At 34.3% G+C, this 21,544-nt stretch carries 18 protein-coding genes and 1 pseudogene; 6 read left to right on the forward strand and 13 right to left on the reverse strand.

Annotated features, from left to right (window positions below; all coding sequences use genetic code 11):
* Positions 1–3 precede the first annotated feature (3 nt).
* On the reverse strand, positions 4–1,626 hold the full coding sequence (locus BA768_RS08990; protein ID WP_065720463.1) for a T9SS type A sorting domain-containing protein: 1,623 nt from the start codon (positions 1,624–1,626) through the stop codon (positions 4–6).
* 706 nt (positions 1,627–2,332) lie between these two features.
* On the opposite strand from BA768_RS08990, the gene BA768_RS08995 reads away from it, so the two are divergent.
* The 5 genes from BA768_RS08995 to BA768_RS09015 all read left to right on the forward strand — a co-directional run bounded on the left by BA768_RS08995 (position 2,333) and on the right by BA768_RS09015 (position 7,585).
* Complete coding sequence (locus tag BA768_RS08995) at positions 2,333–2,716, forward strand: Omp28-related outer membrane protein (RefSeq protein WP_065720464.1); 384 nt, start codon at positions 2,333–2,335, stop codon at positions 2,714–2,716.
* Between the two features lie 34 nt (positions 2,717–2,750).
* The gene (locus tag BA768_RS09000) at positions 2,751–4,607 is read left to right on the forward strand and encodes an Omp28-related outer membrane protein (RefSeq protein WP_165601780.1); all 1,857 of its coding nucleotides are present in this window, start codon (positions 2,751–2,753) and stop codon (positions 4,605–4,607) included.
* A 70-nt stretch (positions 4,608–4,677) separates the two neighbouring features.
* Entirely contained in the window at positions 4,678–5,418 is a 741-nt protein-coding gene (locus BA768_RS09005) for a T9SS type A sorting domain-containing protein (protein WP_065720466.1), read from the forward strand.
* A 12-nt stretch (positions 5,419–5,430) separates the two neighbouring features.
* Complete coding sequence (locus BA768_RS09010) at positions 5,431–5,922, forward strand: TlpA family protein disulfide reductase (protein WP_034679900.1); 492 nt, start codon at positions 5,431–5,433, stop codon at positions 5,920–5,922.
* 10 nt (positions 5,923–5,932) lie between these two features.
* Positions 5,933–7,585: a DUF6029 family protein gene (locus BA768_RS09015; RefSeq protein WP_065720467.1), complete on the forward strand. Its 1,653-nt coding sequence runs from the start codon at positions 5,933–5,935 to the stop codon at positions 7,583–7,585.
* A 126-nt stretch (positions 7,586–7,711) separates the two neighbouring features.
* Here BA768_RS09015 and BA768_RS09020 read toward each other — a convergent pair whose 3' ends face one another.
* On the reverse strand, positions 7,712–9,163 hold the full coding sequence (locus BA768_RS09020; RefSeq protein WP_065720468.1) for a helix-turn-helix transcriptional regulator: 1,452 nt from the start codon (positions 9,161–9,163) through the stop codon (positions 7,712–7,714).
* 904 nt (positions 9,164–10,067) lie between these two features.
* Here BA768_RS09020 and BA768_RS09025 point away from each other — a divergent pair.
* Positions 10,068–10,310 (forward strand): hypothetical protein, encoded by a 243-nt coding sequence (locus tag BA768_RS09025; RefSeq protein ID WP_065720469.1) that lies wholly within the window; start codon positions 10,068–10,070, stop codon positions 10,308–10,310.
* Here BA768_RS09025 and BA768_RS09030 read toward each other — a convergent pair.
* The 11 genes and pseudogenes from BA768_RS09030 to BA768_RS09080 form a co-directional block, all read right to left on the reverse strand.
* Positions 10,291–10,938: a response regulator transcription factor gene (locus BA768_RS09030; RefSeq protein WP_034679910.1), complete on the reverse strand. Its 648-nt coding sequence runs from the start codon at positions 10,936–10,938 to the stop codon at positions 10,291–10,293. The two genes, BA768_RS09025 and BA768_RS09030, sit on opposite strands and share 20 nt — an antisense overlap.
* 3 nt (positions 10,939–10,941) lie before the next feature.
* A complete protein-coding gene (locus tag BA768_RS09035) occupies positions 10,942–11,670 on the reverse strand; it encodes a sensor histidine kinase (RefSeq protein ID WP_065720470.1) in 729 nt (242 codons plus the stop codon).
* 417 nt (positions 11,671–12,087) lie between these two features.
* Positions 12,088–13,524, reverse strand: coding sequence for a hypothetical protein (locus BA768_RS09040; protein ID WP_065720471.1), 1,437 nt, complete (start codon positions 13,522–13,524; stop codon positions 12,088–12,090).
* Positions 13,525–13,535: 11 nt separating this feature from the next.
* Complete coding sequence (locus BA768_RS09045; protein ID WP_065720472.1) at positions 13,536–16,334, reverse strand: hypothetical protein; 2,799 nt, start codon at positions 16,332–16,334, stop codon at positions 13,536–13,538.
* Between the two features lie 10 nt (positions 16,335–16,344).
* Positions 16,345–17,145, reverse strand: coding sequence for an Fn3-like domain-containing protein (locus BA768_RS09050; protein WP_228388355.1), 801 nt, complete (start codon positions 17,143–17,145; stop codon positions 16,345–16,347).
* A 79-nt stretch (positions 17,146–17,224) separates the two neighbouring features.
* Positions 17,225–17,770 carry a peptidoglycan-binding protein LysM gene (locus BA768_RS09055; protein ID WP_065720473.1) on the reverse strand — a complete coding sequence of 182 codons (546 nt, stop codon included), beginning with the start codon at positions 17,768–17,770 and terminating at the stop codon, positions 17,225–17,227.
* Positions 17,771–18,083: 313 nt separating this feature from the next.
* Positions 18,084–18,629: a peptidoglycan-binding protein LysM gene (locus tag BA768_RS09060; RefSeq protein WP_065720474.1), complete on the reverse strand. Its 546-nt coding sequence runs from the start codon at positions 18,627–18,629 to the stop codon at positions 18,084–18,086.
* A 324-nt stretch (positions 18,630–18,953) separates the two neighbouring features.
* On the reverse strand, positions 18,954–19,262 hold the full coding sequence (locus BA768_RS09065; protein ID WP_034679967.1) for a hypothetical protein: 309 nt from the start codon (positions 19,260–19,262) through the stop codon (positions 18,954–18,956).
* Positions 19,263–19,406: 144 nt separating this feature from the next.
* Complete coding sequence (locus tag BA768_RS09070; protein ID WP_065720475.1) at positions 19,407–19,952, reverse strand: peptidoglycan-binding protein LysM; 546 nt, start codon at positions 19,950–19,952, stop codon at positions 19,407–19,409.
* A 199-nt stretch (positions 19,953–20,151) separates the two neighbouring features.
* Positions 20,152–20,696: pseudogene (locus BA768_RS09075) on the reverse strand (peptidoglycan-binding protein LysM).
* A 207-nt stretch (positions 20,697–20,903) separates the two neighbouring features.
* Positions 20,904–21,446: a peptidoglycan-binding protein LysM gene (locus tag BA768_RS09080; protein ID WP_065720476.1), complete on the reverse strand. Its 543-nt coding sequence runs from the start codon at positions 21,444–21,446 to the stop codon at positions 20,904–20,906.
* Positions 21,447–21,544 lie beyond the last annotated feature (98 nt).

A 21,544-nucleotide genomic window follows, 5' to 3' on the forward strand; every position in this document is an offset into this window, starting at 1 on the left:
GTTTTATCTCTTAATCAATTTAGCATTCGCAGTTTTCTCAGTATCCGTTTTCACAACAATCAGATACGCTCCCTGAATCAGGTTCTGGGTATTGATCTTCGTTACCTTGTTCTTCGTTTTTAGACTTTGTAACTGTCTTCCACCCATATCATACAGCGTGATATCCGCTTCCTTAAATTCAAAACCTATCTCCACATAACAATAATCACTCACCGGGTTCGGGTAAATCTTCATATCCTGCTTCTCTATTAACTGGTCAATCTGACTGTCTCCCAATTTCACAATCTTCCAGTTTTCTTTTCCTAATTCCTCAGCACTCGTTCCAGCCAATACAATCGAGCCATCCTTGTTCATCTTCAAGTCAGACAATCTTTCCTCCTTCTTCCTCGATTCTCCCTTCACATGCTTTCGCCACTGCTCATTGCCTTCATTATCGATATAAAGCATCCAAAATGTCTCGTCATCTGCTTCTACCCTTCCTTCCGCCTGAGTGTATCCACCCAGTAAAATGCCCTTGGTTGATGGTTGTCGGTTGTCTGTTGATGATTTTCCGGTGATCACATTCATTCCCATCAGAATATCGCGGTTTTTGAAATTGTAGGATTTCTGCCACTGCTCATCACCTTTGGTATTTAGTGAAATTAACCACAGATCTGTACCCTCTTCGATCCCTACTGTTTTATTTCCTGATCTTTCAGATCTCGATTCTCCGCCGATAATATATCCTGAAGACGTAAACGCCATTGTTCTTACATGATCATCTCCTTTACCTCCAAAATTCTTTTCCCATTCCACCTTTCCGTCTTTGTTCAACTTTACAATCCAGTAATCACCTTCGCCATAATTCTCGGTAGCTTTGGGATAACGGGATACGGGATTCGGGTTTTCTGATGATGAATTTTTAGCTGTCGCTCCGGAACCCGTACCACGGATCTCGGAACTCCTTGAATAAATCCCAAGCAAAGCTCCGCCATCAGGTGTAGGAATCATCTTTTCAACTTCATCAAGACCTTTTCCTCCCAAAATTGATTCCGATAACAATTTTCCGTTTTTGTCTAATCTTGAAACGATCACATCTTTCGAACCGAAACCATTTGAAGCATTCTGAATATTTCCAGCCACCATAAAGCCTAAATCTGCCGTCTGAATCACCGATCTTGCTTCCTCATCCTGCGAAGTACCTATCGTTTTCTGCCAGAGTTCGTCTCCAAACTCATTAATTCTGATCAGCCAGATATCAGATCCGCCTTTCGAATCGTCTTTTTTGTCTAAACCTTTTGAGGAATAAGAAGTTCCGGCCAGCAAAAATCCGCCTTCCTGTGTGGAGATTGTTGCCGACAGAAAATCATGGTTTTGTCCCGAGAAGTATTTTTCCCAGACTTCCTCACCTTGCTGATTAAGCTTAACCAAATGGAAATCGTAGCCGCTGTTTTGTTTGTTTTCGGTAGTGATCTTTTTCGACTGAATCGAACTTCCCGTAATTAAGTATTGCTGATCGATGGTTGTGGTGACCTGCGAAAGAAAATCCTGCGTGGAGGACTTAAGGTCTTTCTGCCATACCACTTCCTGTGCAGTAAAGCCTGCGGCAGTATAAAGGAATACTGCACTCATGTAGAGTTGTTTCATGACTTGGTTAATAATTTTATTGTTGCTAATTTAACTTTTTTTAACGAATTTCCTAATCTCTTTATTGAGATTTAATGTGAATATAATCATATCACCGTGACAAATGTAAATCAGTAAAGCGTCAAATCTTGACGCTTTACATTTATATTTAATAAAAGTCCGCTATGAAATATATTTTTTAATTAATACTAGAAATAAGTTGTTATAAAAATTAGCTAATAAATCAAATATGGTGTTGGTAGTGGTTACACTTCATTTCTATAGCTGTGAAATCCTTTCTAAATCTTCCACCAAATGTTTCGATATCTCTTCGGTTATGGGTACAAAGCAAAATGGCGCCAACTAAAGACAGTTGGTGCCATTTTATTTGATACACTCTCATAATCAGAAACTTATAATTAATCATGTTATTATTGGGATTTTGGCTTTCCAAGTAACAAATATTTTAAAAATCGAAACCTTGCACAATAATTAATAAATGGTTCGATTTTAATAGTTTTGTTGTATGACCAGAATCGAAACACTCACTGATGTCAGTTCTTTGGAGCGAAAATGTTACTGCATTGTTTCTCTTGTTCGCTAAAAAAGAATTTAAGAATTTTAAAAACTGAAGAAATTTGCCTGTTATTGTGGTATTGTTCCTTTTAAATAGTCATCAGGGCTTCTATCAGAGAATAAGCTTAGTAAATTATTTTGCAGATAAAAAATGAAATCCATCCTTCACGCTTCCATAAGGCACAATGCCGAAATCAGAGCTTATTATAAAAGGGAAAAACAGAAAGAAAAATACTCCTTATTGGTAATTTATAGTGGGAAAAGTACATTGTACGGAGGAGGAAGCTATATCTACAATTATGTGCATCATAATGTTTTACGAAGCAGATTGACATCTTCCGTAGTGGGCGATATAATTCCCGGATCACAAACAGTCATCTCGAACGAATATTCAAAGAATTTTCAATATACAATTCCTTCAGGCTATCATACTAATAATCTTAAGGTGATTGTAATGATTTTAAATGCTAATGGAAATGTACTCAACGTAAGAGAAGAAAAAGCCGGAATAAATAGCAATTATGAGTTTTTATAACATAGAAACACAACAAAATTTAATAACTAAACTTATGAAAAAAACACTATTATTTCTTTGTATTCTCTTTTTTGGAATACATCATTCGCAGACTTATTATTTCCAAAATTTTAATACCGGAGGTTTGAATGGATGGACAAGTACTGATCTTGACGGTGATTCCTATAGCTGGTATATTATAAACGGAAGCTACCCTACAGACCCGAATTTTGGAAGTGGATTTCTGGCTTCTTCTTCATTTTTCGATGTTCCTAATAATCTTATCACGTCACCACTCATTAATCTGACCGGAATTATAGCTTCAAATCTTAGACTTACGTACGATTTAAAAACTTCAACGTCTTATCCCAATGAAAAATACTCAGTATATATTACAACTTCCAGTAATCCCTCAGTTATAATTGCTTCTACACCAGTTTATACAGAAATAGTTGCTACAGGAGGATTTCAATCACGAATTATTGATCTCACCTCTTATATAGGACAACAGGTTTATATTTCTTTTAGACACTATGACTGTAACATGAATTCTATTGATTTAGATAATATTGTGGTAGAGAGCTTACTTAATTATAACGGAATGCTTTCAGGTAATTTTACCCTTGACCGTTACAGCCTAATAAATACAGATAACTTTATTGTGACAAAAGTAAAGAATCTGGGAACACAGCCCGTAAATAATATTACAGTCAATTGGAGTGACGGAATAACAAATCATCCTGCAACAATATCAATTCCTACAATTACAACCGGGCAAGAAGTTTCATTTACTCATCCTGTTGCTGTAAATTATTCTTCAGGATTAGAAAAAAATATAACGGTAAGTCTTACTCATATGAACGGGGTTGTTGAAACTGATCTTACAAACAACAGTAAAAATACCAAAACTAATTTTATAAGTCAGAATTCTCCTAAAAAGGTATTAATAGAAGAAGGAACAGGAACCTGGTGCGGATGGTGTCCCGAGGGTGCTGTTGCAATGGCTTATATGGATAATAATTATGCTAATAATTACATTGGAATTGCCGTACATAATAACGATCCTATGACAGTGACTGAATATAATGCTGGTGCACAGATTTCAGCATTTCCAGGTATGAATATTGACCGTGTGGTTTTAGATTATTATGTAAATCAAACATTTATGGAATCTGCTGTAAATGCCAGAAAGAATATGTTGGTTCCTGTAATGCTCAATGCATCTTCTGCTTTATCAGGAAATTCTCTTTCATTCAATGCTTCTGCAACATTCAGAACTAATTTCAGTAATGCTAATTTCAGATTTGCAGCAATTTTAGTGGAAGACGGGGTTCAGGGTACCACATCCGGTTATAATCAGAAAAATTATTATGCAGGAGGTTACAACGGACCAATGGGTGGTTATGAGAGTCTACCAGGCTCAGTTCCCGCATCACAAATGGTGTATAATCATGTGGGAAGAATGTTGATAGGAGGTTATTATGGTCAAGCCGGATCAATTCCTTCTGTGATTACAGATGGACAGGTTGTAAATTATCTTTTTAATGTTACGATTCCTTCAACCTACAATACTAATAATCTGAAAGTTGTTTTGCTTTTGTTGGATGCTTCCACCGGAGAAGTAGTCAATTCCCGCTCTTTCCTACTGAATACGTTAGGAACAAGCTCTGTTGAAACCAATAAAAATTATCTTACTGTATATCCAAACCCAGCTTCGGAGTATATTAAAATTCAGGCAGAAAAAAATGTTGATCTTAAATTTTATGACGCTTCAGGGAAATTAGTTTTAGAAAAAACGAATGTTTCACCAGATACCACTGTTTCTGTTTCGGGATTGACGAAAGGAATTTACATTGTTTCTATTAAAGAAAAAGATTCTGCACCAAAAACTAAAAAATTAATTATTAAATAACTAATCAAAAATCAATCAGTAAAATCTAATTTTTCTAGGTTTCCTATGATTTCTTTAAACACTTTCAACTATGAAAAAATTAACATTTATATTACTTTGTTTATTATCATCTACTTTGAGCAATGCACAGCTTTCTTTAACAAAAGATGATAATACCCCTATTACAAATGGACAGATTTTTACATTTAACACAACTGATGAATCTGTTGCTACTTTAAAATATAAGATAAAAAATATTTCAACGAGTGCTATTAATGTACGTATAAAAATTATGAGTATTCAGAACGGCACAGGAAGCGGATTTCAGTTCTGCTATTTAACAACTTGTATTCCTTCTGTGTCGGTGAATGCCGTTTATCCTTCTAATTCAAACGCAGCTATTCCTATTGCAGCGAATTCAGAAACTCCCGCTTTGGGATATAATATGTGGAATACAAATATAGGAAACGGAACAACACCTATTAGTTATGTAATAAAATTTTATCAGGTTGATGGCAGTAATCAAGAAACGGGAATTCCTATTACGATTACTTACAAATATGATCCAACTGCTTTAGCTGTAAACGAAACTAGTGATAAATTTTCCTTTGCAAATGTTACTTCAACGTTAATCATTGATAATATCAACATTGTTACTTCAGAAAATATAGCTTACAAATTATATTCTATGGATGGAAGTGTTTTATTGAATGGTACGATGAACAAAGGAAAAAAATCTATTGATATTTCTTCACAGAATTCTGGAGTATACATTTTAACTATGAAAAATTCTCAGGGGGAAATGAAGTCTGAAAAATTGATTAAGAAATAATTGATATTAAAAATGAAATTGATCTTAAAAATATCACTATTGACTTTTTGGGTTTTTACCTTAAATTTTTTTTCATGCCAGCAAGTTCCAAACATTTCTATCAATGATTTAAGCGGAAATAAGTTAAATATTTCTAAAATAGATTCTTCTCAACCTGTTGTTTTGAGCTTTTGGGCAACTTGGTGTTTACCATGTTTGGAAGAGCTCAATGCAATCAGTGAAAAATATGATGATTGGAAAAAAGAAGCAAACTTTTCTATGTATGCTATTTCAACTGATGACGCAAGAACTAGCTCAAAAGTAAAAACTATAGTAAAAAGTAAGGGTTGGGCTTATGAAATTTTATTTGATCCAAATCAAAATTTGAAAAGAGCGTTGAATATTAATACGATTCCTCATACAGTTTTGATTCATAAAGGAAAAATTGTGTATTCTCATGTAGGATATTCTCCCGGTGATGAAGATGAACTGATTGCCAAAATTAAAGAATGTTATAGGTATTAATTTTTTTAGAATGCAAAATAAATTAATAACCTTATTGTTACTTGTTTTCAGTGTCAATTATTTTTGCCAGCTAACCGCAAATTTAGAATCTAATGCACAGTATTATATTGATGATAAGAAAATCAAGCTTTCTGAAGTAGAATCTTCCCAACGTTTTAGGTCTAACAATTATTTGAATTTAAACTATAAATTAAATGATTTTACTTTCGGAGCACAGCTAGAGTCATATGCGCCCAAAGCTTTACTCAATTACTCCCCTGCTTTCAAGGAGACAAACGTTGGAACATACTTTATTAATTACAATAATGAAAAAGCTGGAATTGACGTTACATTAGGGCATTTCTATGAAGAGTTTGGAAGTGGTCTTGCGTTGCGTTTGTGGGAAGATAAACAGTTGGGAATAGCAAATTCCCTGCTTGGAGGAAGAATAAAATATACAGACCCGGATCAGATAATTACTATTAAAGCTCTTATGGGAAAACAAAGAACAGGTTTTGAGTTAACCAAAGGACTCATTAGTGGTCTGGATGCGGAAATAAAACTTGATTCTTTAGCAAGAGCAAACAAAGTACATACAACCATAGGTTTTAGCTATGTTAATAAATATGAAGATAATAAAGACAATACTTTTTATCCTAAAAGTGTTGAAGTTTATTCCTCCAGAGTAAAAATGGAATATTCAAAATTTAATCTGGAATTTGAATATCTCTACAAAACGAAGGATAATATAAAACAAATATCTGTTTTAGATTCTAACAATTTGTTTTCAGGAAATGCTTTTTATCTTAATCTTTCTTATGCCACAGAAAGATTTGGAATAATTGCTAACATAAGAAGGCTGGAAAATTTCAATTTCTACTCTCAACGGGATCAGATTGGGAATATCTATAACAATGCTGTTCTCAACTATGTTCCTGCCCTTACGAAGCAATTTGATTATAGCCTGGCAAATATCTACGTATATCAGGCACAACCACAGCTTACCTTTTCTCCTCAAAAAAAAGCCGGAGAAATAGGATCACAGTTTGACATTTTTTATAAAATAAAAAAAGGAACCGTGCTTGGAGGAAAGTACGGTACAGACATAGCTTTTAATATATCTAATTGGTATAGCTTAAGAGGTACATATCGCTCATATATAAATGATTATAATGATTACAAAACAGATTTTTTTACATTAGGTGAAAAATACTATTCAGATCAAAGTTTTGATATCAGAACGAGACTAAAAGAAAACTGGAAGATTGCTTTGGTGTTGATCAATCAATATTACAATACCTATCGTACAGAAGAAACATTAGGTAATGTAAAAGCGCAAACAATAGTTGTCGACAATATCTACAGATTTTCAAAAAGTTCTTTAAAAGTTGAGTTACAGCATCAATGGGCAAATAGTTATCATGGTAATTGGGTTGCAGGTCTTGCTGAATATAATTTTAGAAAGAATTGGTCTTTTTTTATAAATGATCTTTACAATTATGGTAATTCTGATGGAAAAAATAAGTTGCACTATTATACGTCTGGAATAGTCTTCAGAAAAAATAGTTCAAGAGTGCAGGCGTCATATGGAAGACAGCGTGGGGGGTTGTTATGTGTAGGCGGAGTTTGTAGGTTTGTTCCCGAAAGTGCAGGTTTATCTTTAGGAATCAGCACTAATTTTTAAGAAAATATTTTAGGAAGCAATAACATTTCTTTGCTGTTTTATATTTAATTTTTTATAAGGCATTTATACTTTACAGGTTGAATAAGGTTCCGTAAAAATTACTAAATCTAATGTTGGGCATAATATTCACCCAATCTTATTTAACCAAATATTAATATCTTCATCAGAAGGAATATTCAATTTCTTTCTTATTCTGTTCTTGCGATTTTGTACGGCTTTGGAACCTACATGAGTATAGGTTGCGATTTCTTTTGTGGAAAAATTAAGTTTGAGATATGCACAAAAAATGAGCTCAGAATTAATTATCTTAGGATTTATTTTTAAAACACTATCACAGAAGTCGGGATATACCATCTTAAACCTCACTAAAAGAGACGGATCATTTTTTTTTGCCAATTCAATTACCTCATCAAGTGTTGTATTCAGTCTATTTTTAAGCATATCTGCTTCCTCTTCCTTCTGACTGAATAATAAATCTTTGTGTCTTTGTTTTCGTTTATACTTATAAAGAATAAATATAACTATTCCCAAACTGGCCAGAATAATAATGATAATACTATAATAAAGAGTTCCTTTTTCCTCTTTTTCTTTCTCCATTTCATCATTAAGAAATTTTTCTACCGGAATATTTATTGTTCTTTCTTCTTCTAAAGCGATATTGTCTCTTAGTAGAGAATATTTTGCGAGATATTCATTTTCCTTCTGAATATTATTCATTTTTTTATATACCTTAGCAATGAGTTTACAGGCTTCTAAGCACCTTTCTTTGGAACCCATTTTTTGTGAAAGTTCTAATGATTCAAAAAGATACTTTAATGCTTTTTCATACTCCTTCTTCTCACAATATAATGCTCCATATGCTCTAAGTACATTAATCTTTCCTTCTAAAGGTATTTTTTTAGCTAGTACTAATTCATTTGCTTTATTAATATAATATTCTGCTGAATCTGTATTCATAGCCTTTAAATGCCTGTTTGATATTGAAATATATAGCATAGGCTTTGGAGCCGACATACATTTGCGCTCATTACTATATACAGAGTCCATCATACCTAAATAGCTGAAGCTCGATCTTTTCCAGTCATAAACAAATTGCTTTCTTCTTTCTCTTTCTTGTCTGTCCGGAATCTTATAGGCAAATTTCAGAGATGTATCAAAATATTTTATTGCCAGTTTATGTAAACTCAATGAATAGTAATGTACTCCATACAAATAGTACATCCTTGACTTTAATAGGTCATCATTAAAATTCTTAAGTTTCTTTTCTGCAATTTCAAGAAAGTGTAAACTTTCCTTATTTCTATTTAAAATAAAGAAAGCATTAGCCAGATTGATGTGTCCTCTTATTTCACCTTTGGTATAATGTATTGCTTCAGCATTTTTAATCAACTTTAATTCCTGTAACACAGCTTTATTAATATCCCCGTTCTTGATTAATCTGTCATATTCTATTTGCTGCTGGCTATCGATCTGCTCAACTGTTAATGTTTGCGCGGTGAATATGTTCATTAGAAAAAACAAAAAAAAGATTCCTAATTTCTTTAAATAACACCCTATATTTTTAATTTTTTTTATCATTCCTACATTTCCTGAATTTTAGGAAGAGCTAGTTTCCATTTTTCTTCGATCATTTTAAAAAGGACTATAATTCTGTTTGTCCTCATTACCATCATTGAGTTTAATTGCCCAATAAAGTTCATTTTAACCCGAAATTCATAATATTAAACCAAGTAATAAGCAGTGAATAATCCTCAATACATATGCAAATTTTTACAAAAATAAATAAACTTTTTAACGATACATTGAATTTATATTAAATTTATAACATTATTTTATTTCTTACAGTTTCTACAAAAAATAATAATGTAGTTGTTATCTTTGTACAGGATACGATTCTTATGAAGGTTCTGCACTAGTATTGCTTCTTTGAAAATGGCACGACTTCACCGTCATTTACAGAAATTTTCACATAATTACATTACTCGCATAAACATTTTTCACCGTTTTAAGCCATACTTACTAAATTATAGAATGGGTTTGATTAGTGACTTTTTATGTTTATAAGACAGGAATGGTTATAGTTCAAATTTTCCAAAATTCTTTCTAAATCTTCCACCAAATGTTTCGATATCTCTTCGGTTATGGGTACTTTAGGAGACAACTATTTGATAGTTGTCTCTTTTTTTATACCCATAAAAAACTCTTGAAATCGACCGTTGTGCTTTAAGAAAATACTGTTGGAATCATTGGAATCAGAAACAGTTGTTTGGAACAGTCATTTTTTATCAATAGAGAAAGAAAATGAAGGCTGGATTTTACACTTTAAAAATAGAAAAGATTTATCGCTGCAGACGGAGCAAAGTCGAAAACAATGCCTTATTTGACGGATATAAAACCATTTTATTAAGGAAATATGCTTTAGAATTAAGTGAAAGTATTACAAATAATAAATACTCCTCTACTTTGGGAGCTATTTCAGAATATGAGAGCAAGAGCTTCAATAATTGCAAAAGAATCTCTTGATAATTGGGAAAAGATGCATCAAAAAATGCTCTTTTCACAATGCTTGAATTTTTTAATCATCAATAAAAATAGTAAAAAAGTAGTCTACAAAGAATCTTCATCAGAAAACAAAGGTTTTGTTTATTGCATTTTAAAAGATTCCACGATTTCTCAAGATGTCAAAACGCAAAACAATAGAATATTTACTGATTATAAAGCCTAAGAATCTCCACCAATTCTGGTAAGGATCGTACTTTCAGCTTCTCAAACAACCTGATCTTGTAAGTACTGATTGTCGATGGATGAAGATTAAGCTGATTAGAAATTTCTTTGAGAGGAAGACCTTCTGCAAGCTTATTGGCAATTTGTAACTCGCGGTCTGAGAGTGCTTCAAAAGGTGAATTTTTTGTCGTTCCATTTAATGATTCTAAAAACATCGCTTCTTTTACCTCATCACTTACGTATCGGCCAGTACTAAGCATCGCCGTCAATGCAGTTTCAATTACTGCATTAGAGCTTTGTTTGCTTAGATAACCACCTGCTCCCATCTTTAGATAACGCATAGCATACAACTCTTCATCTTGAGAAGAGAATATGAGAATTCTCAAGCTGGGTTGATGTATTTTTATGTAATCAATCGCTTCCTGAACAGAACCATTAGGCATATTAACGTCCATAATAGCCAGATCTAATTCTTCTTTCTGAATTACTTTGAACAGCGATTTATAATCCTCTACTTCTGAAATTATGGCACTGGGTCTTAGTCGTTTAATCGTTTGTATCAAACCCATCCGGACAATACCATGATCATCTGCTACAACAATACGAACATTTGATTTTAAATCCTTCATTCATTAAAGTTTAGGTAAAAAAATGGAAACAGTAGTTCCTTTATTTTCAGACGAAATGATGTCGATGTTTCCGCGCATCAAGGATACAAAATTTTTTACAATTTTCAAACTTAATCCAACTCCTTTTTCTCCAGCAGTTCCTTGGAATATTGGATTACCATAAGTATAGATCATTGATAAAGATTTTTCGCTCATTCCCATTCCGAAATCTATCACAGAAAGTATGATCTTATTATCTTCTGTAACCTGCTGGAAATAAATATCTTGTTCGGCTGATGAATATTTTATTGCATTGTTAAAAATTTTGTCTAAAACATTTTCGAGCAGAAAGCGATCGGTTAGAAGAAATGCATCGGGATCTCCTTTAAAATGGAATTTAATATTTTTTTCTTTTAATTTTACCGCATATTTTTCTTCAAAATGGTGAAAAAGATCAGTCACCATGATTTTCACAGGTTTAATCTGAAAGTCCCCGTATTGAGTTTTCAACCAAGTCGTGCTGTCCTGAATGGTTTGCAGATTCTTCTGTGCATCGCTTTTTACCTGCGGCAACAACTTAAAAAAATCTGCCTCAACTATGATCTTATCTTCCAGCGCTTCTATAAGCCACAGAAAATTTCCAAACATTTCTTTTGAATCGTGAGACAATATCGAGATCAGTCCATTCTTAAAACTGATTTCGTTTTCCAGTCTTTCGATTTTTAATTGCAGTTCGTTAATTTGGTCTTTCATAGATTTAGTATTAATGCTTAAAAAAACTATTTCTTTATTTTTTTAAACATAGTTTACTCATCAGACAGTATTTGTTAAAGTAACGGTCAATTAAAATGTCTTTTCTTAAAGCTTACAGCCCCTTTTCTTTCTCGCAAAGAAGAGACCTTGCCGTCAATGCAATAATACGTATTTCAATAGTTTTTCGCAAGGCTATTGTGCATGGATTTCTTCAATATCATTGAGATGGAGCGCTTTTCTATTCCCAATCCTGTCAATTATTGTGATCGACGAATTGTACAAAACTACAACGACGCCACATAAGTAGCGTCGTGAATAATATCTTTTTAATGTTTTCAAGACCATCCATCATAGGTAATCTATAACGATCGCATTGATTCAGACTTTTTTTTCCGTGATTTGAAAAAGTATTTTTACTTAAATTGCCGTAAAACTATAATAAACATTAATAGAATAAGTGGTATTTTCCTTCCCTACCAAACCTTGGGCACCCGCAGCTGGTATGGTGTATCTGACGTTCAGCTGTCTGTCTAAAACTGGTGTTCCGTTAAAGAGTATTTTTTGCGGAGTTTTGGATAAGGGAGCATTTACAGAACTTCCATCCACACCAATTTGCAATATGTTGGAATTGATGTCGGTCTGCAAACCGCCTTTCTTAAAATAATTTTCGTCCGATTTTACATACAGTTCAAAACTTTCATTGTTGGACAATATAATTTGGTTTGGAACCACTTGTGACTGACCGTCGGTGTAGTGTGCAGCTGTATTAAAATTAAAGTTTACATTTCTCCCGGAACTTGGTATGGTAATCTCCGACCGAGGAAGCACCTTTAATTGAACCGCTGTATTCTGCAGGCTGTTAATTGAATTATCAGTACTTGTGGCATTGAAGTTCAATTCAAAAGTATAAGTTCCGGCTTCAAAAAAATTGTTTTTAAAATCTTCCGCAGACACATAAAGCTCCGGGGCGAAGCTGTTTCTGTTTCCTGCTACAACACTGAAATTAGCAGCCGAAAAATTCTGAAAATTGGCAGATAAAGCTTTGGTGGTAAGTGCAGATCCGTTACTACCCAATTTAATGCTTCCTACATTTCGGGTTCCCGGAACACCTTTAGAAGAAGTAAACTGAATATTTGCGGCAGCAGCTTTAGCCCATAAATTAAAATCGGCTGTATGTGCAATTTCTGCATTGTCTAAACTGAAAACCTTAGTGCCTGTAATTCGGTAGTCATTCAAAGAAGATATTTCTATGTATTTTGTTAAAGATGATGTGAGCCATCTGATGGATGAAGGAATGACTAAAATCGTTTTAAAATTACGTGGTGTGAAATCATTATAATTTTGACTGATATCCATGGAATAATTCCCGGCTCGGTATGCATTAGCTGCAAACTGAGCAGCTGGTATTTTAAAGGTAAAATTGATATTTCCCTTATTGAATCCTCCTCCGAAAATAATAGACCCGGGCGGATCAAACCATCTCAGAGCACTTGTACTGAAAGACTGAAAACCTGGTAAAGAACCTGAAAATCCGGTAGATGGCAACTGCCCGCCCATACTTTCTAATTGCCACAGAAGAGTAGAGCTGGGTAAAGTAAATGAAGAAGACGACTGAGTAAAAACTGGTCCCGAAACAGAGGTAAATGTAGGAGCTATCGGCGCTAATCCAAAAAAGGTATAATCCCAGTTTGTTCTGTTGGGATTCACCATTACTCTTGTAGGTACTGAGGTAAATTCAACCCTGTTTAAAATATTATTTTCAGGAACAGACAGGTAAATGTCCTGAGCTTTCGCGACTGTTGATCCGCAGAACACGGTAAAAATTCCTATTAAAAAACCTTTCATCGTTTTCATATCCTCTAAATTTAAAACTTTTTCACCTTTATGGTTGTGTCTTTCTTCTTATATTCAAAAACCACGGTTCCTGAGAAACCTTCTTTTGTCACCTGAATAGTTTGGTTCGGCTGAGTATAATTGTATTTGTCATTTTCAATATAGAGGTCGTATTTTCCATCTTTCAGGAAAAACTCAAACTCATTTTTTTGGTTAACCACAGCGGTGTGGATCACGCCATCTTCACCTTTTGCATACACTACTATTCCGGTTACATCTGTCTCCAAAACATCGTAAGCTTGTTTAATCTCCGTTAATTTTCCGCTTACCTTGATATTTTTTACCAAGCCTACTTTACGGTTGATATTTTTATCTACCATAATTACTGGATCCATCATCAATCTTGCCCCTGCATTTTCATTAACTTTAAGTGTATAAATACCTTCAGGTACATTCTGAAAAACTACTTTTCCGTTTTTATCGGTCATTGCAACAAAATTATCAAGTTTCACGATTTCATTTGCAAGAACCAATTCACCTGATTCCAAAAGTCCATTGAAATTTTTATCTTCAAATAACTGGAAAGTTACTTTATGATTTCCAAGAGCCGTAGCTGCGGCAAAATATTTTCTAATCCCGATTCTGAACTGGTAATAACTCCCACTGCTTGCATATTCGGCCGTAGATTTATAACCAGAAATATTAAAATAACCTGTGCTCGACCAGGAAGGTGAAATCTTATATTCCAGATTACCACTTACATTGGTATTTAAGTTTTTGTAAAGTTCCGAATAGAAAGTTCCTGCTGAAAAAGATCCAATCAGATTATTACCAAGCATCTGGAAATTGTACGAAGCAAATACATTGTAGTTGGCGAAATTACGGTCTACATTGTAATAAGAATTCAGATCAAAGACAGTGATCGCATTCCATTGAGCTGTTCCGTTGAGGGAGAAAGATTTATACCTATAAGATAGTGTTGTTTTCAGACTGTTGAACCAATCGGCTTTGTTTTCGTCTTTTGAATAAGAATATTCCGCCGACCAATTCAATCCGTGAGAACCCAACGTAGTGCTTATGTTAGCTTCCATCCGGTAAGAAAAAAGTTCCTGCGATGTGTAAAAATTGGCTGTTTTTTGCCTTTCAACCTTTGGAGACAATAAGAAATTCCACTTCTTTGAAGAAAACTGGTAACCAGCTCCTAAAGATTCTGTACTATTGAAATAATAACGCAAATTAGCATTTCCCGTTTGGATAGGCGCATTCTGGAAACTCAGGAACTCAGGATCTACCTGCGAATTTTGATACTGTATAAAAGCACGCTGAGAAGCAGAAAATTGACGACCGATACGTTGATTTGAGAAAAAAGACCCCCTTTTGATCCCTGCATAACTACTGGTGGCAAAGGTATTAAGAGATTGAATATCCCATGTCCCTATTTTTCCGTCGTAGTTGGCTCCCATTGTAGCGCCTACGTTTTCATCTTTATTCGAAAGACCTTTTTCGTGGCTCAGACCTGCTTCTGTGCGGATTGTATGTTTATCATTAATTGAAAATGATGATACTGCATTCGTTACCTGTGTATCTACATTCAAACGCGGATCATGATCGAATAAGTATGACACTTTTCCATTAAAAGATTTAGAATTTCCGAAACCATATTTTGCACCTACCATGGTAGATCCTTCTGTTTGTTGGAAATAAGTACTTGCCAGGTTGTAATTATTTTCTAGCGCAAGAATTTCAACCTGATTATTATTGCCAAATTTCGTAGAAACTTTCCCACCTCTCCCGAAAACCGGGTAATCGTAATCGTTACTATTAACATTTCCTAACCTTAATACTGTGTTTTTTCTCTCAAGTTCCAACCAGGTATCATATAAATTATAAAGACCATCCTCATGATAGTAATCTGCACCTAAATTGATACGCGATTTCAAATTCTCAGCCACTCGAAATGCTGCGTTTCCTCTTAATTGTAGAAAATTGAAGCCTGAACTGTTTTCGTTATAGCTAAGTTCCGCATAATTACTTCCGTTTACGGCTTCGTTTCCGCGGGCAATTTGTCTGTTGTTCGACAAAATGACTAGGTGGAGCGTGTTGCTTCCCACTATTTCGTTATTAAGCAGGTCTGTGGCAGTTGCATTAATATTAAATTCCGGAAAAAGCGTATTCTGTTTTCTGACCACAATTTTGATCTCAACCGTTTGTTTTTCTAAACCTTCCAGAGATACGGTTTGTTGTTTTGGCATCATTTCCAACCCATCAGGAATAGATTGCAAATCAATCTTAACGGTTCTTTTACTATAGCCTTGGTTTTCTACAGTCAGCAGAATTGAGGAGTCTGGAGCGGAAGGATTAATGAAATTTTCGTAAGCTGTCGTATAAATTGCAATGTTTTTGTTCTCCTCTTTATCAACAAAGAACGAGGCATTATCAGTTTTATTAACCGATGATGTAGTATATGAAACCTGAAACTTGATCTCATTGGATATCAATTTCATAAAATCCACGTTGGCGATCAGCTTTATAGGAAGATTTTTAGACTGACCCGCACCTAAGATAAAGTCATTTTTAGGATAAAAAAGTAAACCCGGATAATTTTCCGAAGGCATAATATTCTGAATCGTAATTTCTTCAGAACTTTTATTTTCAATGATCAGAAAATTAGTAAAAGTAGAACCCTTTTCAACGGCTACTCTTTCATTTTGAAAACGGATTTCGATATCCTTTTTTTCCTGCGCAAAGGCAAACGAAAAATTAAGAAGAACAAATGCAAAAAACAAGATTGCTTTTCTTAATGATATCGATATACTTTTTTGTGGTTTCAAGACTTAATTATTAAAATTTAAAGTTTTTTTCTCCTACGCGTAAATCATTGGATCCTGCCATTTTGATAATAGCCACGCCAAGATAGTTCCCTGAAATATTCTCCGGTAAAGAAAATTGAACAACTTGATTCGTATTGGGAAACATAGAGATCGAAATTGCGGGTAATTTTATTTCCTTACCACTGTCTGTATTGGTCAGTTCAAATTCAACCGTAGCATCATTGATGGTATTTCCATCGTTGTGGATGCTTACTGCTACTTTTCGGTTCGCTGCATTCTCATTATTCAACTCTGATATATTGGTAATATCCAAACTTTTTGTATGGTTCCCAGGTGGTGTATAAAAGATGTGAAGACCAACCTCAAATAAGGTAATAATACCAATTCCATTTTGAATACGTGCCTGATCTGCCTGCTGAGGAAGCTGCGTGAAAAACAACATACTATTTGTAACGTCGAATTTTGAAGCGTTTGCAGGAATGTGCATGGTTACTACAATCTCCTTTGTACTTTTCGCAGGAACTGTAATAGCGTTTTCTAAGGTAGATACCCAAGCAGCATTCGAAGTTTTTGAACTGCCTGCCTCAAGATACACTTTATTTCCATCTTCTTCTCTAGCCCAATCTTTATAGTTGAGATTAAAAACATAATCCTTATCCGAGCTGTTTTGAAGCGTTACTGTTTGTGCCACTTTTTCTCCCGGATTACCTGTAAAGAACAGCCGCGTAGGCGACATAGAAATACTTTGTGCCAGAATTGAAGAAGAACCAGTAAGGATAATGAAAATAAAAAGGTGAATAAACTTGCGCATGGTGTAATTGTTTATAATAAAAGATTCCCAAAACTACTGAAAACGTAACAAAAGAAAGCTCTACAAACTAAAAAAATTATTATAAAGCTGTTGCAGTATAAGTTACTGTCTGCGTATAAGTTCCGGCTGGTTTACCTAAAATATCCGAAGATGATGATTTCGAAGCTGGAATCGTATAATCCAAGTTCAATGTTAATGCACTTCCAAGTGGAGCATTTGATACTAAAGTTTGATCTGCTGCAGATAAAACGACAGCCGTTTTTGTTCCCCCCATCGTTCCGGAAGCTGCTGCTGCTTTGATCGTCAAAACATTTACTGGGATTAAGTTCGTTCCATTCATAAAATTAGCACCTCCTGCTTTTACTTTTACGTTGAAATTCTTCGTTGAAGTAACTTTCAAAGAGTTGGCTTTAGTAATGGTTTGATCAGAGTTGTAGTCTGCTGCAGTAGCATAGTTGAAGTCAACTGTATTGCCGATTGCAGTACTTCCGGCGTCGATAGAGATCACATCATTCAGAGTAATGTTTACTGTAGTTGTTGCGGTTGTATTTTGAGCCTGAACATTGTTAGTTCCTAATATGGTTGCTCCGATAGTTAAGGCTGCGATTGCGATTAGTTTTGTCATGATAGTTGTATTTATTTTTATTCTTGTTTAATTGTTCTCTTTTGAACACTACAAATCTACGGCGGCGGTAAAAGTTTCTTTGTAGTGGAAAACGGAAGTTCATGTAGTAAAATAACTACACGGTTTATTCATTTGGTTTAAATACAAAAGCCCTCCACATTTTGAAAGTGTCAAGGACTTATATAATTGCTGTGTTTTTTTATAAAGCTGTTTGAATTTTCTCTATATCTGTATCAATACAAACAAAATCAAAGGCCTCCTGTAGGAAGCCTTCGAAACACCAAATCACAAAATATTAATATGAAAAAAATTATTATAAAGCTGTTGCAGTATAAGTTACTGTCTGCGTATAAGTTCCGGCTGGTTTACCTAAGATGTCAGCAGATGATGATTTCGAAGCTGGAATCATGTAATCCAAATTCAATGTCAATGCACTTCCTAGTGGAGCATTAGACACTAAAGTCTGATCAGTTGCAGATAAAATGACAGCGTTTTTTGTTCCGCCCATTGTTCCGGCAGCAGCGGCTGCTTTGATCGTCAAAACATTTACTGGAATTGTGTTTGTTCCGTTCAAGAAATTAGCTCCTCCTGCTTTTACTTTAACGTTGAAATTCTTCGTTGAAGTAACTTTCAAAGAGTTGGCTTTAGTAATGGTTTGATCAGAGTTGTAGTCTGCTGCAGTAGCATAGTTGAAGTCAACTGTATTGCCGATTGCAGTACTTCCGGCGTCGATAGAGATCACATCATTCAGAGTAATGTTTACTGTAGTTGTTGCAGTTGTATTTTGAGCTTGAACATTGTTAGTTCCTAATATGGTTGCTCCGATAGTTAAGGCTGCGATTGCAATTAGTTTTGTCATAATAGTTGTATTTAATTTTTATTTTTATTTAATTATTATCTTTTCAACACTACAAATCTACAGCGGCGGTAAATGTTTCTTTGTAGTTGAATATGGAAGTTCATGTAGTAAAATAACTACACGGTTTATTCATTTGGTTTAAATAAAAAAAGCCCTCAACACTTGAAAATGCTGAGAGCTTATTTAAAATTGATTTTACTTACAATGCAATGGCGGTTTTTGAATAATTTGTAAAACAAAAATTTTTTCCAATTCTATAAAAGCATTAATTAAATGCTATAAAAAAGTATTTTTGAGAATAGATGCTTCTTTATATTTTAAATATTACTCTCTTATTTTTAACCTTACACTTGTTACAATTTCGTCTTTAAAGTATAGTGATAATGATGTAAGGGTGTTTCCAAATTTATCTGATTCAATAGGATAAGACCATTTCATGGAAGTATAAATATGTGGCTCATGTCCAAAAAGTTCACGTATTTCTTTTTTGCTTTTCCCAATAGGAATTTTAAATTTGAAAATATCATTAACAAGAGTTTTTCTTTTTTCTGGACGGGTTTTCCAAAGGATGCTATCAAATTGATGATTACCAATTTCAAGTAAAAACAATAGCTTTTTTATTAGATTCGGCATATTATCTTTAATTATTTGATTATTACATGAGTTTTACTTATTATACTAAATAGGCCATTTTAACATTAATTTCATAAGATATTCAGAATTATATCACTTTTAAATTCATTAAAATTAATTCTTTAATAATATAAATAATGTTTATTACAAAGCGGTCGCAGTATAAGTTACTGTCTGCGTATAAGTTCCGGCTGGTTTACCTAAGATGTCAGCAGATGATGATTTCGAAGCTGGAATCATGTAATCCAAATTCAATGTCAATGCACTTCCTAGTGGAGCATTAGACACTAAAGTTTGATCAGTTGCAGATAAAATGACAGCGTTTTTTGTTCCGCCCATTGTTCCGGCAGCGGCGGCTGCTTTGATCGTCAAAACATTTACAGGGATTAAGTTCGTTCCATTCATAAAATTAGCACCTCCTGCTTTTACTTTTACATTAAAGTTCTTTGTTGAAGTCACTTTCAAAGAGTTGGCTTTGGTAATGGTCTGATCAGAGTTATAGTCTGCTGCAGTAGCATAATTGAAGTCAACCGTATTACCGATTGCAGTACTTCCGGCGTCGATGGAAATTACATCATTCAGGGTAATTTTCACTGTTGTTGTTGCAGTTGTATTTTGAGCTTGAACATTGTTAGCTCCTAATACGATTGCTCCGATAGTGAAGGCTGCGATTGCGAATTGTTTTGTCATGGTAGTTATATTTATTTTTTTTGTTTAATTATTATCTTTTGAACACTACAAATCTACAGCGACGATGAAGCTTTCTTTGTAGTTGAAAATGGAAGTTCATGTAGTAAAATAACTACACAGATTATTCATTTGTTTAAATAAAAAAGCCCTCAACACTTGAAAGTATGAGGGCGTATTGTAGAAATTGTTGCTCGTCTTATTATAAAGCAGTTGCAGTATACGTAACCGTTTGCGTGTATGTTCCGGCTGGTTTACCTAAGATGTCAGCAGATGATGATTTCGAAGCTGGAATCATGTAATCCAAATTCAATGTCAATGCACTTCCTAGTGGAGCATTAGACACTAAAGTCTGATCAGTTGCAGATAAAATGACAGCGTTTTTTGTTCCGCCCATTGTTCCGGCAGCGGCGGCTGCTTTGATCGTCAAAACATTTACTGGAATTGTGTTTGTTCCGTTCAAGAATTAGTTCCTCCTGCTTTTACTTTTACGTTAAAGTTCTTCGTTGATGTAACTTTCAGAGAGTTGGCTTTAGTAATGGTTTGATCAGAGTTGTAGTCTGCTGCAGTAGCATAGTTGAAGTCAACCGTATTACCGATGGCAGTACTTCCGGCGTCGATAGAGATCACATCATTCAGGGTAATATTTACGGTGGTTGTTGCAGTTGTGTTTTGAGCCTGAACATTGTTAGTTCCTAATATGGTTGCTCCGATAGTTAAGGCTGCGATTGCGATTAGTTTTGTCATGATAGTTGTATTTAATTTTTATTTTTGTTTAATTGTTCTCTTTGTACACTGCAAATCTACAGCGACGATAAATGTTTCTTTGTAGTTGAATATGGAAGTTCATGTAGTAAAATAACTACACGGATTATTCATTTGGTTTAAATAAGAAAAGCCCTCAACACTTGAAAGTGTTGAGGGCTTTTCTTATTTAAAAAAATTATTGTTTACTTACAATGCAGTGGCAGTATAAGTTATTTTTTGGGTATAAGTACCCTGTGGTTTCCCTAGAAGTACCTTCGATGCTTTTTCTGCCGAAATAGAATAGTCAATATTTAAAGATTGTTTGGCACCTAAACTTGCATTACTTACCAGCACCTGATCAGTTGTAGATAAGGTGACCTCGTTCAGGGTTCCCGCTAAACTTCCGCCCGGTATTGCTTTTACCTGTAAGATATCTACAGGAATTGCGTTTGCGCCACTTACAAAGTGTGTGCCTTCAGATTTTACTTTTACATCAAAATTTTTGGAAGAAATGATGACTAAACTATTGGGAACAGTCACATTTTTCGATGAATTATAATCTGCTGTACTCCCGTAATTAAAATCTACAGTCCCTTGTGAAGCAACAGAGCTTATGTCCATTGCAATAACGTCTGATAAAATAATATTTACTGATTTACTAACCTGCTCAGAATTTTGAGCCAGAATCTGGTTGGTTCCTAAGGCGATTGCTCCCATAGACAGCGCAGCAATGTAGATTTGCTTTTTCATGATTTGGATAAATTTATTCAAAAATAATAACATTATCTGACATCACCAAAGCTTTTATTTTATTTAACTAATTGTCAGTATAACGATTACGGATATTT

Origin of the sequence: Chryseobacterium sp. CBo1, from assembly GCF_001693475.1 — a bacterium.
Lineage (GTDB): Bacteria > Bacteroidota > Bacteroidia > Flavobacteriales > Weeksellaceae > Chryseobacterium > Chryseobacterium formosense.

Excerpts from the sequence above, each read along its gene's own strand:
- BA768_RS09080 (WP_065720476.1), bottom strand. The coding sequence starts at position 21,446 with ATGAAAAAGCAAATCTACATTGCTGCGCTGTCTATGGGAGCAATCGCC.
- BA768_RS09040 (WP_065720471.1), bottom strand. The coding sequence starts at position 13,524 with ATGAAAACGATGAAAGGTTTTTTAATAGGAATTTTTACCGTGTTCTGC.
- BA768_RS08990 (WP_065720463.1), bottom strand. The coding sequence starts at position 1,626 with ATGAAACAACTCTACATGAGTGCAGTATTCCTTTATACTGCCGCAGGC.
- BA768_RS09010 (WP_034679900.1), top strand. The coding sequence starts at position 5,431 with ATGAAATTGATCTTAAAAATATCACTATTGACTTTTTGGGTTTTTACC.
- BA768_RS09000 (WP_165601780.1), top strand. The coding sequence starts at position 2,751 with ATGAAAAAAACACTATTATTTCTTTGTATTCTCTTTTTTGGAATACAT.
- BA768_RS09055 (WP_065720473.1), bottom strand. The coding sequence starts at position 17,770 with ATGACAAAACTAATCGCAATCGCAGCCTTAACTATCGGAGCAACCATA.
- BA768_RS09060 (WP_065720474.1), bottom strand. The coding sequence starts at position 18,629 with ATGACAAAACTAATTGCAATCGCAGCCTTAACTATCGGAGCAACCATA.
- BA768_RS09035 (WP_065720470.1), bottom strand. The coding sequence starts at position 11,670 with ATGAAAGACCAAATTAACGAACTGCAATTAAAAATCGAAAGACTGGAA.
- BA768_RS09005 (WP_065720466.1), top strand. The coding sequence starts at position 4,678 with ATGAAAAAATTAACATTTATATTACTTTGTTTATTATCATCTACTTTG.
- BA768_RS09025 (WP_065720469.1), top strand. The coding sequence starts at position 10,068 with ATGAGAGCAAGAGCTTCAATAATTGCAAAAGAATCTCTTGATAATTGG.
- BA768_RS09050 (WP_228388355.1), bottom strand. The coding sequence starts at position 17,145 with ATGCGCAAGTTTATTCACCTTTTTATTTTCATTATCCTTACTGGTTCT.
- BA768_RS09015 (WP_065720467.1), top strand. The coding sequence starts at position 5,933 with ATGCAAAATAAATTAATAACCTTATTGTTACTTGTTTTCAGTGTCAAT.
- BA768_RS09030 (WP_034679910.1), bottom strand. The coding sequence starts at position 10,938 with ATGAAGGATTTAAAATCAAATGTTCGTATTGTTGTAGCAGATGATCAT.
- BA768_RS08995 (WP_065720464.1), top strand. The coding sequence starts at position 2,333 with ATGAAATCCATCCTTCACGCTTCCATAAGGCACAATGCCGAAATCAGA.
- BA768_RS09065 (WP_034679967.1), bottom strand. The coding sequence starts at position 19,262 with ATGCCGAATCTAATAAAAAAGCTATTGTTTTTACTTGAAATTGGTAAT.
- BA768_RS09020 (WP_065720468.1), bottom strand. The coding sequence starts at position 9,163 with ATGATAAAAAAAATTAAAAATATAGGGTGTTATTTAAAGAAATTAGGA.
- BA768_RS09070 (WP_065720475.1), bottom strand. The coding sequence starts at position 19,952 with ATGACAAAACAATTCGCAATCGCAGCCTTCACTATCGGAGCAATCGTA.